At 63.2% G+C, this 14464-nt stretch carries 13 protein-coding genes; all 13 read right to left on the reverse strand.

Features of this window, described 5'->3' with window-relative positions; translation table 11 throughout:
• Positions 1–3: 3 nt before the first annotated feature.
• From tssK to HJ536_RS06625, 13 genes are read right to left on the reverse strand one after another with little or no spacing between them, the layout of a single operon-like run.
• The gene (gene tssK, locus HJ536_RS06565) at positions 4–1329 is read right to left on the reverse strand and encodes a type VI secretion system baseplate subunit TssK (protein WP_177157105.1); all 1326 of its coding nucleotides are present in this window, start codon (positions 1327–1329) and stop codon (positions 4–6) included.
• Complete coding sequence (gene tssJ, locus HJ536_RS06570; protein WP_177157106.1) at positions 1326–1889, reverse strand: type VI secretion system lipoprotein TssJ; 564 nt, start codon at positions 1887–1889, stop codon at positions 1326–1328. The genes tssK and tssJ overlap by 4 nt, the downstream gene beginning before the upstream one ends.
• Positions 1886–2812: an FHA domain-containing protein gene (locus HJ536_RS06575; RefSeq protein WP_177157107.1), complete on the reverse strand. Its 927-nt coding sequence runs from the start codon at positions 2810–2812 to the stop codon at positions 1886–1888. Before HJ536_RS06575 ends, tssJ begins: the two co-directional genes overlap by 4 nt.
• Positions 2809–3522 carry a substrate-binding periplasmic protein gene (locus HJ536_RS06580; RefSeq protein WP_228028651.1) on the reverse strand — a complete coding sequence of 238 codons (714 nt, stop codon included), beginning with the start codon at positions 3520–3522 and terminating at the stop codon, positions 2809–2811. The genes HJ536_RS06575 and HJ536_RS06580 overlap by 4 nt, the downstream gene beginning before the upstream one ends.
• Positions 3509–6079 carry a type VI secretion system ATPase TssH gene (gene tssH, locus HJ536_RS06585; RefSeq protein ID WP_177157108.1) on the reverse strand — a complete coding sequence of 857 codons (2571 nt, stop codon included), beginning with the start codon at positions 6077–6079 and terminating at the stop codon, positions 3509–3511. Before tssH ends, HJ536_RS06580 begins: the two co-directional genes overlap by 14 nt.
• A gap of 15 nt (positions 6080–6094) precedes the next feature.
• The gene (locus HJ536_RS06590; RefSeq protein ID WP_177157109.1) at positions 6095–7009 is read right to left on the reverse strand and encodes a type VI secretion system baseplate subunit TssG; all 915 of its coding nucleotides are present in this window, start codon (positions 7007–7009) and stop codon (positions 6095–6097) included.
• A complete protein-coding gene (locus HJ536_RS06595) occupies positions 7006–8727 on the reverse strand; it encodes a type VI secretion system baseplate subunit TssF (RefSeq protein ID WP_177157110.1) in 1722 nt (573 codons plus the stop codon). Before HJ536_RS06595 ends, HJ536_RS06590 begins: the two co-directional genes overlap by 4 nt.
• Positions 8724–9131: a GPW/gp25 family protein gene (locus HJ536_RS06600; protein ID WP_176855999.1), complete on the reverse strand. Its 408-nt coding sequence runs from the start codon at positions 9129–9131 to the stop codon at positions 8724–8726. The genes HJ536_RS06595 and HJ536_RS06600 overlap by 4 nt, the downstream gene beginning before the upstream one ends.
• The gene (locus HJ536_RS06605; protein WP_177157111.1) at positions 9128–10498 is read right to left on the reverse strand and encodes a type VI secretion system contractile sheath domain-containing protein; all 1371 of its coding nucleotides are present in this window, start codon (positions 10496–10498) and stop codon (positions 9128–9130) included. Before HJ536_RS06605 ends, HJ536_RS06600 begins: the two co-directional genes overlap by 4 nt.
• 11 nt (positions 10499–10509) lie before the next feature.
• On the reverse strand, positions 10510–11991 hold the full coding sequence (gene tssC, locus HJ536_RS06610) for a type VI secretion system contractile sheath large subunit (protein WP_177157112.1): 1482 nt from the start codon (positions 11989–11991) through the stop codon (positions 10510–10512).
• The gene (tssB, locus tag HJ536_RS06615; protein WP_176856002.1) at positions 11991–12494 is read right to left on the reverse strand and encodes a type VI secretion system contractile sheath small subunit; all 504 of its coding nucleotides are present in this window, start codon (positions 12492–12494) and stop codon (positions 11991–11993) included. The genes tssC and tssB overlap by 1 nt, the downstream gene beginning before the upstream one ends.
• A 23-nt stretch (positions 12495–12517) precedes the next feature.
• Positions 12518–13042 carry a type VI secretion system tube protein Hcp gene (locus HJ536_RS06620; protein ID WP_176856003.1) on the reverse strand — a complete coding sequence of 175 codons (525 nt, stop codon included), beginning with the start codon at positions 13040–13042 and terminating at the stop codon, positions 12518–12520.
• A 40-nt stretch (positions 13043–13082) separates the two neighbouring features.
• Positions 13083–14438 carry a type VI secretion system protein TssA gene (locus tag HJ536_RS06625; RefSeq protein WP_177157113.1) on the reverse strand — a complete coding sequence of 452 codons (1356 nt, stop codon included), beginning with the start codon at positions 14436–14438 and terminating at the stop codon, positions 13083–13085.
• Positions 14439–14464 lie beyond the last annotated feature (26 nt).

Here is a 14464-nt window from a genome sequence, read left to right on the forward strand (position 1 = left end):
TGATCACCCCAACAGATACAGCGTCGAGGTCAGCGTCGGGATGCGGTCATCCACATGCATGGCCAGCGCCTCTTTCTTTTCGACAAAGCGCTGCCAGTGGACCGATCCCGTATCCACCGCGAAAAAGGCAGCGCCATCCTTGTCTCGCAGTTCCGCAGGCGCGGCCCCAAGGGGGGTCAGCTTGATCCCCGGCAGGCCCATCTGGACCAGTTCGGGAATGCCCGTGATGCCGGCCAGTTTGCAGACCTGCGGCACAATCTCTTGGAGCGTGGCATTCCCCAAGGGCGAGGATACCGACAGCACGGGCCTGCGCCCCTCTGCCAATAGGCGGGGCTGCACGACAACGCGCAAAAGCCGACGCTTTTCAAACAGTTCCGTGTTCCAGTTCAGCGCCACGACCGAGGCTTCGGACTGCAAGGTCAGCTTCCTGCGCAGCCGTGTGAACAGCGCGTCAAAGCTGTGGCCGGGATCAAGGGGATCATAAACCAGCATCGGATCGGCCACTTGGGCATCCGCCGCCTCTAGCGCGACGGTCAGATCCCCGAGCATCCCGTAGACCTTGCGCGCCGAAGTCGCCGGCTGTGCCACCGCGTTCTGCAGAGCAAAGAGGCCACGGTTCAGGGCCTCCAGCTCCAGCCGTTCACTCAGGAAACTGCCGGGGCTTTGAGAGGACCGGATCGCCTCGATCCGGCCGCCGGTATTGGCCGCGCGCGCCCGCGCGAGCGAGACGATATCGACCAGCCGGTCCATCAGCGTGTCCGACGCCGCAATCGCCAAGGAAGGCGGGATGAACCCGCGATCCAGTACCACGGCCCCTTCGGCGGTTTTCTCCAGTACGCGGGCCACGGGGATCACCGCAAAGCCCGACAGATCGTCCCCTTCGATGCGCAGCGTCACCCCGAGGGTCGAGACCTCGGCATCAATAGGTTCGTTGCGGTGATCGGACAGATCGTGCAGGTCCACCCGTTCGCTCAGCATCCGGTGTACACCCCGCCGCCCGCCGATCTGGGTGGTTCCCAGACGGGCCAGCGGCACCGCCAGATAGACGGTCTTTTCCACCGTGCCATCGCGGATATCGAGGCTCTGTTCGGCGTCCAGCTCAAAATAGGTCCGGTCGGGCAGCAGACCGGACGCACGGCGCACCGACAGCTTGCCGATCGCCAGATGTTCGGCGTTCAGCTCCAGCATCGAAAAGCCATAGTCGTCGCCCCACGCATCCAGACGCGCCAGCCCCTCGGCATAGGCCCGAAGGGACCGGTCGAACTGCTGGAAATGCTGGGGGGCGATGAACATGCCCTCGGACCAGACGACGTTGCGCACAAGGCTCATTTGCTGCCCCCCGCAAAGATCCCCTTCACCGCGGCAAACAGGCCCTTTTTCTTGGGTTTGGGGTTGTCGGGGTCCATGTCCTCTTGGCGGTATTTGATCGCCACCCCGCCCGAGGTCACCGTGACCGTCACGCCCGCATCCAGAATGCCGGCGCTGATCGGGACCACATCCGCAAAGGCCTGCTGTTCGTAATCCGCAAACTCCGCAAACGCCCCGAGGTAGAACGCATCCTTTTCCAGATCGAGCGCGACCAGGCGCTTTTCATCGGGATAAAGCGGCGACAGGCTGCGGCGGTCGATCACCACACCGGCCAAAGTCTCGGAGTTGTTGAAGATATCCCAGAAATTCGCGGCCTCGAATTCGGTGCGACTGGACAGCTGATACAGGCGGATCACCACCGGATGGGCCACATCGGAATACTGGTTCACGTTGGAGCCAGCGGTAACCACCAGCGTTTTGTTGACGGGCATGGGATCTTCGGGCTTGGGGGCACAGCCTGTCAGCCCCCAGATCGCCAGCGCCAGAAATGGCAGGACGCGTTTGGTCTGCTGGAGGGTCATCTTTTCTTTATCTCCTCTGCCAGAATTGCTTTGAACAGGCGCACGTATTCCCCGCTGTCGCGCTTGCGGGCGAACATGCGCTTGTGGATTTTCCAGAAGCGGCGGCCTGTGCGGGAAAACGGCCCCAGAAATTCGCGGTACTCGCTTTCCAGCGCCGCCGGATCGACCAGCGCAAGTAGCCGCTCGACCGCGGTTTCGATGGCCGCTTCGTTGGCCTCGCGGTCGGGGGCGACCAGCCAGCCGGTCTGGTGGATTACAGGCCGCGGTGGCAGCGCGCTCTGGGCATCAAGGGTCGAGCTGTCAAACGGCATGGGTCGCACGTCCTCGACCTCGGGGTCGGCGTAATGGGTGCCGTTCTTGGGCTTGGCCGCGCGTTCGTCCAGTTCAGGCCCCTCGGCAAAGGGGTCGAACAACAGTTCGCTTTCCAGATCGACGCCGCCGGTGGTGAAATCGGCGGGATCATCCTCTTCGGGCGGGGTTTCGGGCTCTGGATAAAGGGTGCCGAAATTGATCGACCCGTTCACCCCATGCAGGCTAAAGGGCTTCTTGGGCACCGCGCCGTTTTTCTTGTTCTCGGGGGGCGGAGCGGCCTCGGCCTTGCCCTTGTGGGAAATGCCGAACAGCAGCTCGTACCCGCCGATCTTGACGCGGTCGCCGTCGGCCAGCGGGCTTTCGTCGCCCTTCCACAGGTCTTTGCCGTTCAGGGTGGTGCCGTTGGTGGAGCGGTCCAGGACCACCAGCTTGCCCGCATCGTTCAGGCGCAATTCGGCGTGCTGGCGGGAAATCTGGCGGTCCTGATCGGGCAGCACCAGATCGCAGTCGAATTCCCGCCCGATCACAAAGGGCAGATCGGCGGCATAGTATTCCCGGTGGATCACGGACTCACCGTCAGGGATGCGGATCAACTGGATGCTTACTGTCATTTCCCACCTTCCTTGCAGATCGCGAGAAAGCTGTTGAACCGCCCCAGAAACAGAGGGTTCGCAGCCAGAAAAATGTTCGAGAAATGGACCATGTTCGATTGGGGGGTGCTGGGGATCTTGATCAGATCGTCCGCATCCATCTTGGCCTGATCCATGTAGTACTGGAAAATCATCTCGTATTCCAAAGCCACGTCGATATCGCCCTTGCGCAGCATGTTCAGTAGCGCCTCGGCATCGCGGGGTTTCTTGATCACGTTGTAGCCGTCGCGCTTCAGGCCCAGCCATTTGCTGGTGGCGAATTTGGCGCTGTAGCGGGCGCTGACCTTGTCGGCCTCGCTGGTCGGGTCGATGGTGCGGCCGGGCATCATGTACCACGCCAGATTTTCGGTGATCACCGGATCAGAGGGGGTGGCATAGGCCGCGCGGGCCTTATTCGGGGAGCCCGCGAAAAAGCCTTCGACCTCGCCGGTTTGGGTCATGAGCTGCGCTTGGGACCAGTCCATCATGATGATTTCATAGGGCTGGCCCATGCGGTCCAACGCGCAGGTCACGCGGTCAAAGGCCACGCCCTTGATCTGCCCGTCCACCAGCATGTGGTAGGGCGGAAGGTTCTGCGTGGCCAGCCGTATGGGATCGCGCGTCTGCGCGGACGCCGGCAGAACCAGCGCCCCCAGCACCAAGGCCCAGATATGAAGCTCAGGCCATCTCAAGTGTGACCTCGCTTCCGTTGTGACCCACGCGGATGGATTCCAGCGCGCCGCCGTCGATCACCTGCTGGATGCAGGCTTCGGCCAGACGGGGCAGGAAGTTTTTGTTGATCACCTGCTCCAGCGCGCGACCACCGCTGAGGGGATCGTTGTTGGCCGACACCACGTAATCGACAAAGCTCTGATCCCAGTCAAAGCTGGCCCCGTACTGGGCTGCGATGCGTTTCTTGATGCGGTTCAGGTGGATTTCGGTCAGCTTGCCACCCACTTCGGCGTTCAGCGGGCGATAGGCGATCACCTCGGTCCGGCCAATGAACGCGGGGCTAAAGAAGTTCAGCAGTTGCGGCCGCAGATTGGCGGTCAGTTCCTCGGAGGTGGGGTCGTGGTCGCAGCTGTCGATATAGTCGCGGATTTCCTCGCCCCCGGCGTTCGAGGTCATGATGATGATCGTGTTGCGGAAGTCGACATCGGTGCCTTCGCTGTCGCTGATGTGCCCCTTGTCGAAAATCTGGAAGAAGATGTCGTGGATCGCGGGGTGCGCTTTTTCCATCTCATCCAGCAAGAGCACGCTATAGGGTTTGCGCCGGATCGCTTCGGTCAGAACGCCGCCCTTGCCATAGCCGACATAGCCAGCGGCCGCGCCGAGCAGCATCGAGGATTTATGCGCCTCTTTGAACTCGGTCATGTTGATGGTGGTGATGGCATCCTCGCCGCCAAAAACCTGCTCGGCGATGGCCAGCGCGGTTTCGGTTTTGCCTACGCCCGACGGCCCGCACATCAGGAAAACCCCGATGGGTTTGCGCGTGTCAGTCAGACCAGCGCGGCTGATTTTCAGGCTGCGGGCGATGGCCTCGATGGCGCTGTCTTGGCCCAGAACCCGCTGTTTCAGGGTGTTTTCCAACGTCAGCAGGCGCTGCGCCTCGCTGCTTTCCAGACTGCTGACGGGAACGCCCGTCCAGTCCGAGACCACGGCGGCCACGGTGGCTGCGGTCACCCACGGGAACACGAACTCGTCCTTGTGATCGGGGTCGATGGCGGGGGCGTCGATGGTCTCGCCCTCCTCCTCCAGCGCGGCGCGGGCAGCGGCAAGGCGGCTTTCCACCAGATCTTTCTCGGCCTCCCATGTGGCAACGCGGCTGGCCAGATCGGCGCGAAGCTCGACGATGTTGCCCTCCATGTCCGAACCGTCGAAGTCCGCGTGCCCGAACTGCTTGGCATCTTTGGTGGCGCGGTCCAATTCGACCTCGGCAAAATGGAGCTGCTCCTCCAGGAACTCGATCTGCTGGGGACGGCTGTGCTGGGACAGGGCCACGCGTGCGCAGGCCGTGTCCATCAGGCTGATCGCCTTATCCGGCAGGCGCCGTGCGGGCATGAAGCGGACGGACAGATCGACGGCGGCCTTGATCGCCTCTTCCTGCACCAGAACGTTGTGGTGGCGGGACAGGTTGTCGGACACTGCGCGCAGGATGTTCACGGCGGCGTCGGGCTTGGGTTCGTCCACGTTGATGGGCTGGAACCGGCGGGACAGCGCGGGGTCTTTCTCGAAGTACTTCTTGTATTCGGCATAGGTGGTCGCAGCGACGGTGCGGAATTCCCCGCGCGCGAGGGCAGGTTTCAGCAGGTTCGCCGCATCGTTCTGCCCTTCGGCCCCGCCCGCCCCGATCATGGTGTGGGCCTCGTCGATGAACATCAGGATCGGCGTTTCCGAGGCTTTCACCTCGGCCAGCACATTCTTCAGCCGCTCTTCGAACGCGCCTTTGACGCTGGCCCCAGCTTGGAGCAGCCCCATATCGAGGCTCAATAGTTCCGCCCCCTGCAGCTGCTCTGGTACATCGCCTGCAACGATCTTTTGGGCCAAACCTTCGACGATGGCGGTTTTGCCGACACCGGGTTGGCCCAGCAGGATCGGGTTGTTCTGGCGCTTGCGCAGCAGCACATCGAGGGTTTTGGAAATCTCTTCGGTTCGGCCCATCACCGGATCCAAGGACCCGTCCCGCGCCGCTTGGGTCAGGTTCACGGTGAACTGGGCCAAGGCCCCTTCGACGGCCGCGCCCCCTGCACTGCGGGGCGCCGCGCCGCCGGTGGCCGTGCTGGTGACCAGCCCCGCCCCCCGCTCATTGGCAAAGGCGCGCAGTTTGTCCGTGGAAATGGCGGACAGGGATTTGATGGCATCGGTCCGCATCCCCAAAGCGTTCGGAGACAGGGTCGCCAGCACCAGAACCTCGGGCAGGATCGCGCCCTGACCCAGCTCGACCGAGGCGATCAGCCACGCCTCCTCGAGCAGCTTCGAGATCGAACCAGAGATGGTGGGCTTGCTGTCCGCCCCTGCCGCGCCGTGGGGCATTTGACGCTCCAGCTCGGATTGCAGATCCGACAGGTTCACGCCCTGACGCTCCAGATGAGAGGCCAGTTCGCTGTCTCCGCCGAAGATGGCGTGGAACAGCCAGTGCGGCACCTCGACCGTGGGGGTCTTGCGCTTGACCGCCTCTCCGACCGCGTTTTCCAGCGCATTGCGCAGTTGCGGGGATAGTTTGTTCACCAGTTTGACAAGCTGAACCATGACGGGGACTCCCTGTTATGCGGCCGCGGCGCTGTTCGTGAGTTTGATGCGGGTGGTTTTTCCTTGGGGTCGTGACAGACCCAGACAATTGTACTGACCAAGGCGCGTGCCCTGCCCGCGGTGTGCGGACAGTTTGGGGGCGCCGATGGCCTCGCGGGGGATGACCGCATAGACCGAGAACGGAGCCGGATCGCGCAGGATCGCCTGCAGGATCTGCCAGAAGCCCTCGATCATCCGGTCATCGGCCAGAAGCGTTTCAAAGCTGGCGCGGTCGGGGCACAGGACCTCGATCTCGATGCGGCCTTGGGCGGTGTGGCCGAACTTGCCCAGAAGCGTCCCGCGCCCCAAGGCTGCGCTTTGCGACCCAAGGGTGGTGCGGCAGCTTTCGTCGACGGGCGTGGGGCGGTCGAAATCGGCGCTGACCCGAACCTCGCGGCGGGTCCACCACGACAGGGCGCGGCGCAGCCCGTCCAGACCGCGGCTTTTCGACAGTAGTTCGGGGATCAGGGACAGGGCACTGGTCCGCCCGCCCGACAGTCTGGCGATCAGTGGCAGCAAACCCGGACCCGAGGCACCTGCGTCCTGCTCGGCCACCAGAATGGCCTGCCGTTCGACCGCCAGCTTCAGGTCGGTCAGCCGCCGGTCGAACATCCCCAGAAAATCATAGAGCGACCGGTCCCCCGCATTCAGCCTGCGGAACATTTCCTCGAGCAGGTAGTCGGGCAGACCACCGTCGATGCTGCGCAAACCGTTCATCGACAGGGCAAAGGCATCGGTGTGGGACTGGGGCGCGTGGCTGCCCGCATCGGCTAGGGCCGTGGACCCGAACGGCGCCGGATCGCGCTGGTCCGCAGCCAAGGCACGGCCAAAGGCTGGCACATCGGTGCGCAGGGCCTGCAGTGGGGTCATATCATCCAGAATATGGGTCATGCGGCCACCTGACTGCCGTGGCGGCGGGGGAAGCGGATGATGGGCTTGGCCTCGCCCCTTGCGCGGATGCTGAGCTCGATGAACCGGTCGTAGCTGACAAAGCTGCACAAAAAGCGGTCAAGAACGCGGGCAAAGATATGCTCGGGGACAGGCAGGCTTTCCAGATCGAGCACGATCTCGACCAGCGATCCGGTGGCCAGAATGACGTTCCGGCCCACTTGGACGGGGGCGGTGCCGAAATCGCGGGTGACCTCGACGATCGCCTCGGCGCAGGCGGAATAGCCGGTGGGCGCACACAGATGCAGGACGAGGCGCAGGGTTTCGGCGGGGTTCGATTCTTCTAGGATGGCTCCGAAATTGCCGTTGACCAGCGCAAGGATATCCCACTGCCAGCTGGCCTCCAAGCGGGGCGGCACGCAGGCGGTGGGCTCTTTGGCAAAGCGGGCGATGGCCACGCCAGCGCGGTCGATGCGGGCGGGCGCGTTGGGGCGCGGACGGTCCCCATGCACGCCGTTCGAACAATAAAGCGTCGCCACGAAATCCAGATCACGGGCCCCTGCGCGCCCCGCAGAAAAGGACAGCTCGCGGCGGTTCGGGTCCATTTCGCCGATGACGTGGCGCTCTTGCCAATGGACATCGCTGGTGCCCGCCATGTGTGGGGCATCGAAAATCTCGGGCAAGCGGCGTTCGCCCTCGGCGGTTAGTTCGAACAGGTCGTCCACCCGCAGGATCGACAGCGGCGCAGTGGTTTCCCGCAGCGCCGAGACCGGAATGCGGTCGCGGGTGTAGTCATAACGCAGCGGCTCGGACGAGGCTTGAAACAGGTTGAGGCACGGGACGATATTCAGCGCCAGATCGCCTTGGCGCAGGTCGCTTATCTGGCTGCCATGCTGCGCGGTCAGGAACAGGCGGATTTCGGTTTTCGGAGCCTCGGGGAACGTCGCGGCCAGATCGAAAAAGGCGCCCTTGTCGGGATAGCACAGGTAATCGCGCAGGATTTCCAGCCCCTCGGACTGGGTCAGGAAGACCGGCAGATGGGCGGTGTCGCGGTGCTCCAAAACGGGGCGCATGGTAGCCTGCGCGCCGCCCTCTAGCGCGCCGTTCAGGCAGCCACCGGCCAAGGCGTTGCAAATCCGGCCGTTCTTGCGCCCTTCGGCAGCGACATAGAGTTCCAGTCCGCCCGTCAGCAGTTCGGACAGGGGCGTTTCGCCATCCGCGCTTTCTAGGGTCAGGCACAGGGCGGCGTCCCCGCCCTTGGCCCCATCGGGCAGGTCAAAGGAAAAGGGCGTGGTTTCGACACGAAGGGCGCTCAGTCGCACCGGCGCGACCTGCACATCGCGGGCCACGGAAAAGCGGCTTTGGGCTTTGGCGTCTTCGTCGTGATAGACGGCAGTGCCACGGGTGATCCGCACCGGCCCCTCTAGTCCCGCCGCGTCCACCGCCACTGGCCCATAGCTGGGAGCCCCCAACAGGAACCCCGGGCAAACCAGCCGCATCAGGTCCAGCGAAATCTCTGACCGCGTGTTGTCCAGCCGCTGGTGCAGCCGCGCCGCCATCAGGGAAAAGCTGTCCGCAATGCGCTGCAAATCGGGGTCATGGCTGCGCCCCGCTGAAATCCCCAAGGCCCGCGCCTGCTGGGGGTTCGCCTTTTCGAACGCCTCGAAGGAGCGGCGCATATAGTCGAGTTCGGTCTCGTAATATTGCAGGAAGGGGTTCATAGGCTGTCCCCCTCGACCTGCTGATCGAACAGCGACAGGCGGGTTTGCAGCTCGATCCCTTCGTCGGTGTCGCCGATGCGGACCTCGGCGCGGATGACAAAGCTGACGATATTGCCGGCCTCGTCCTCTTGCATCGAGACCTGTTGGACCGACAGCAAACGGGGTTCGAACTGGTCAAGCTTGCGGCGCAGGGTCCGGCATACCTGCTGTTGACGGTCGGCATCGTTCAGGGCCCAGTTCATCGGCACTCCGAAACACAAGTTCGAGGCCCGCACATGGGGCAGACTGTCGGGCACGGGCCATTCGGGGGCCACGGCCTCGAGCATCTGTTCCACATGCAGGCCGATGCCATCCTGATCGGAACTGCTCAGATGCTCGGTCAGAAAGGTGCGGGCAAAGCTCATGACGCCCCCCTTGCCGACGGGGCGCCCAATTCGGTGGCCAGCCGGATTTCAGAGACCATGTGGTCGATCTGGTATTGGGGCTTGATCAGGATATCGCAGGCGAAACGGCCCTGCTCTCCGGCCATGTCAGAGACCGAGACGCGGGCATCGCGCAGGGGATATTTCGCCAGAATTTCCGGCGCGGCCTCGGCGAGGTTCGAGCAATAGTTCTGGAGCCAGTTGTTCAGAACCAATTCGCATTCGCTGGCGGTTTTGATTTGGCCGATCAGGGCGCGGATCTGGACCTTGATGTAATGGACCATGCGGCAAGCGATCAGGACCGACTGGATCTGGGTCAGAACCTCGGCCGCGGGGTTGGCGCGGGTGTCACACACCGAACGATTGCCCACGAAATAGAGGGAATGGGATTTGGTGCTCTCGCACAAGGGGATGAACCCGGCCTCGGACAAGAAGCGGCCAACGCCGTGGGTGGCGCGGGTGCGGCCCACGGCGGGGCGATGGGTGGCGGCGGGAACGGGGCTGGTGTCAGCCCCCAAGACCGCGCCCTGCCCTGTGCGGTCGCCGATCAGCTTCAGGAACCCGAACCACGCGCAGCGCCGGTATTCGGCCACCACGGTGCGGGCAAAGCTGTAGATCCCCAACTGCCACAGCCCCTCGGAAGAGGATGGCCGCTGCATGAACCGGAAGCCGATATCCAAGTCCTGATAGCGGCCACGGGCCAGCACATCGGGCCAGACCAGCCCCAGAAACCGCGCCGAAGGGATTTGCCGCAGCCGGTGCCAGCCCTCGTAATCGTCAGAGCCCAGAATGCTGCCGATGCGGCGCAGATCGCTCATCCAGGCGGCGTCATCCTCGCCAAAGAAATCGCGGTCGACGCCCATGACCACGGGACAGGCGCAGTTCTCCCCCAACGCGCACAAAAGCTGCGCGGTGTAGAATTCGTCATAGTCGGTGTCGATGTCCATCGACAGTCCGTGATCCACCAGCACCAGTCCAAAGGGCTGACCGCCGGGGGTCTCCAGCTCCTTGAGGCCGATGTTGCGGTACAGAACCGTCTGCCGGTCGCTGCTGGCGCTGTTCAGATCGTGGCTGACCTCGGCCCAGGACATGTCAAAGAGGCGGATTTTGATATCGGTGGCGCCTGCGGCCTCGTGGACCACAGAGGAAACGCCCCGCCACGCCGCCTCGAGGGCAGCAAAGGGCGGAGCGTCGATGATTGCGGTCAGCTGGTCGGACAGCGTCTGGTCGATCCCGACAATCATACGGCCAAGGCGCGCGCGAAAGCCCGCAGTGTCCCGGCATTCCGCCAGAAGCCGCGCGACAATCTCTGCCGTGCCCTGATCCATATCGGTGTCCAGATCGACCATTGCCATATGCCTCAGCCGCCGGGGATCTTGGTGACCATACGGACCGAGGTGTGCAGCTCTTCGAGTTGCAACCACGGGCGCAGGTAGGCGACAGCCGAATAGGCGCCGGGACGTCCGGGCTGTTCGACCACTTCGATCTTGCTTTCGGCCAGCGGGGTCTTGGACCGCTCGTCGTTCCCCATCGCACCAGAGTTGGTGTACTGGTCGATCCACGCTTGCAGATCACGCTGGATATCCGGCGCCTCGAGGTTCGAGCCCAGTTTGTCGCGGCCGATGACCTTCAGGTAATGGGCAATGCGGCTCGAGGCCATGATATACGGCAGGCGGGCCGAAATCGCGGCATTCTCGGTGGCATTGGTATCCGTGTAGGTTTTCGGGCGCTGGGTGGTCTGGCTGCCGATGAACACGCCGTAGTTGCTGTTCTTGTAGTGAACCAGCGGCAAGAAGCCCAAATCCGACAGTTCCTTTTCACGCTCGTCGGTCAGGTTCACCTCGCAGGGGCATTGCTGCTGGATGTCGCCTGCGTCGGACTTGAAGGTCAGGTTGGGCAGGTTTTCGACTTTGCCGCCGTTCTCGAGGCCACGGATCGCGGTGCACCAGCCATAAGCGGTGAACGCCTGGTTCATCTTGAGCGCCATTTCATAGGCGGCGTTCGACCACACCAGTTCCGAGTTGTCGGCGGGGCGCTGGTTGCCTTCGCTGTCGGTCTCAAGTTCCTGATAGTCAAAGGATTTGGCCTTCAGGCCGTTTTTCCCATAGGGCAAACGGGCTAGTGTACTGGGCAGCGTCAGGGCCACATAGCGGCTGTCGTCGCTGTCCCGGAAGGCGTTCCAACCGGCATAGAGCGGGCTGTCGAAACCGGCGGCCACGGGACGCCCTTCGTCAAAACGCTCGTAGCTGTCAAAGTCGAACATCTCGTTGCCGGCAGCGGCCACAAAGGGCGCGTGACAGGCGGCGGCAACCTCGGCCATGTAGGTCAGGGTCGCGACGTCCTCGTCCCCGTAGCCAAAGTAATAGTCGCCGATCAGCGCGCCATAGGGTTCACCCCCGGCGGTGCCGAATTCGCTCTGGTATAGAGCGTCGAACAAGGGGCTGCGGTCCACGGCGGGGGCATCCTCGAACTGCTCCAGCAGCTCTTCCTTGTTGAAATCGACCAGACGGATTTTCTGGGTTGCGCCGATGTCGCTCTCGCGGACGACCTTTTGCAGGCCACGCCATGATCCCTCGAGGCGGCGGAACTTGTCCTCTTGCATGACAGCGGACATCTGTTTCGACATCAGCTCGTCGATCTTGGCCACCGCCTTTTTGATCGTTTCGCCGACGTTCTTGTCCCAGACGACCTGACCGGACATCGCCTGTTCGGTTAGCACCGACAGAAGCTCCTTGGTCGTGTCCTGAGGCGTGCTCGAGGTCGCCGCCAGCGCCTGATCCAGCAGGCTGACGGTTTCCGTGGCCGCGGCTGCGCCGCCGCCTTGTGCTTCGGTTTCCGACATTATTCGTTTCCTCCGGTGTTCACGCCAAGCTCCTCACCGAGCGCCTTGATCGCGTCCTGATCCTGCAGGATGTCCTTGAGCAGCTTTTCCAGATCGCGGGATCGGTCGGCCTTGGACAGCAGGGTCATCAGCTGTTCGCGGGTTTTCGCCAGCTTTTTCAGGGGCTCGACCTTTTCCACGATGGCGTCGGGCTCGAAGTCCTTCATGGATTTGAAATCCAGATCGACCTCGAATTCCGAGCCGTCGTTCTGAAGCTTGTTCTCGACCTTGTAGGTCAGGCGCGGGCCGACGCGGGTCATCACCTGATCAAAGTTGTCCTTGTCCACCGAATAGAAGGTGCGGTCCTCCATCGGTTCGCGATCGGTGCGGTCGCCGGAATAGCCGCCGATCATGCCGATAACGAAAGGCAGCTCTTTGGTCTGCATCGCACCGCCGGTCTCGACATCGTATGTGATGCTGACGCGGTTCTTGCTGACCCGTTTCTGTTGGGCATTGAGTGCCATGGGTTAGTCTCCTGCTGGGTCGGTTACGGAAGCTTGGCCGCCGAGACGAGCTTGGCGGTGGCAAGGTCGAACTTGATGGTGTCGCCCTTCTTGATCTCGCCGTTGTCCTCTTCGTTGTAGTGGGCGATGGCGATCGAGGTGTACGCGATGGAGTAGTTCTCGGCGGGCTGCGCCGAAGAGGCCGACAGCGAGTAGCTGGTCAGGCGCGCTTCCTCGAGGGTGATGATCATCGAGGGCACCATGCCCGCGCCTTTGCGGTCGGCTTTGGTGATGACGAAATCAATGGTCCGGCCATTGCCGCCGGGCTGGAAAAAGAACGTCTGGATAAAGGGCGAGGCCCCGTCACAGGTGCGCGCCACGCTGACATCGGACAGATCGACCTGACCGGTTTCCGCGTGGGTGGACGACCCTACGACGATGCCGATGGGGCGTCCTGCGCCGAAAGTCACATTATCGACCGCCATCAGGCCTTTTTTGCCGCCCACATCGGGAACGGTTGCCGCCCCTGCAATGGTGTCGAGCTTGTCGAGCTTCATGTAGATAGCCATGTCTTACCTCGTGTGTTGAATCGTTCGGGTTTGGGGCCGGTCACCATTCGAAGCTGCGCATCGGCAGGTCCTTGGTTTCCGTTTCTGGGTCGGCGGGTGCCGCGTCGGAGGCTGTCTCTTCCGATACGGACGGGGTAATTTCGGGAACGGGTTCGGGATCGGGCATCCGCACTGGCGGCGTGACCTGAGGCGGCGCGTCATAGCGCGACAGTTCCGGCAGATCGGCGCGTTTGGCGGGCTTGGGGCGGCCGGTTTTGCCCGTGTAGTCATAGCTTTCGACGCCGGTCATGACCGACATCCGATTAAAGCTGTCGCTGCCCTCGCCCAACAATTCGGCATAAAGCTCGACGATCGACATCCGGCCCCAGCGGACGGCGCGGTCCAGCATCAGGTGGATGGGCGATTGGGGCTCGGTCCGGCGGAAATAGCGGGCCAGTTCCGCCAGCGCGTCCAAGGCGGCCTCGCGGTTTTCAGGCGCACCAACGGGGATCGCAAAGCCTGCAGCGGCGTGCGGGGCGGTCGGGGTGTCTGCGCTGGCCTCTTGGGGCGCGGGGGCGGTGTCCTGTTCGGCGGGGGTTTCTTCGGGTGCTTCGCTGCCCGGCCAAGGCAATCCCGCCCCGTCGGTCAGTTGGCGCAGCAGCCGCAAGATATCCTCGATCTGTTTGGTCAGATGGGACACGGGCACCGGGGTTTCCCCACAAGACCCCGCGATGGGCCTGAGGGCAGCGTTCAGGCGGTTCGCATGGGCCAACAGGGCCTGCAACGCCTCGATCCGTGCGGTCAGGCCGATGGCATCGCCGCCCACAGCCGCCGCCATCGCGCCGCTCAGGCTGGTAATCCCCTCGCCCTTTTCGGCGGACAGCATCGCGCCATAGGTGACATCGCCGAAAAGCGGCATATTGGTCAGCGGCAGGCTCAGTAGGCCCCCACCGGGCACCTCGCCCACGAGCTGCAGGAACACCCGCAACTTGCCTGCGTCGATCTCTTTCTTGCGGCCCGCGTCATCCGAGGCGCCAAGTTTATCTTCGGGCGGGATGGGATGCAGGGCGTCCCAGTCGGTTTCCACCAGATCGGTCAGAGCGCCCAAGGCGGCGGCGGTGTTTTCCAGCGCGCCCTTCAGGTGGATGCGCGCGGCCACGTACCAGCAGAAAATCTCCAGATCCTTGGACTTGTCGCGCAGGCACTGACCTGCCTCTTCCTCGAGCCGTCCCCACGCGGCCACATCGGCGGCTTGCAGTTCGCGGTCCAGCAGGGATTCAGCGGTCTCGGATAGCGCACGATAGGCCGTCTGCCCACCGTTGAACGCATTGCGCAGGGCGCGATACGCGGCGCGATCCCCCTTGAGGTAGATCCCCATGGGCGCATCATCAGAAATTTTTGCCTTCAGTGCGTCCATGCGTGCTTTCCTCCCCCGAGGCATGC

The sequence above is a fragment of the Donghicola mangrovi genome (assembly GCF_013377535.1).
GTDB lineage: Bacteria > Pseudomonadota > Alphaproteobacteria > Rhodobacterales > Rhodobacteraceae > Donghicola > Donghicola mangrovi.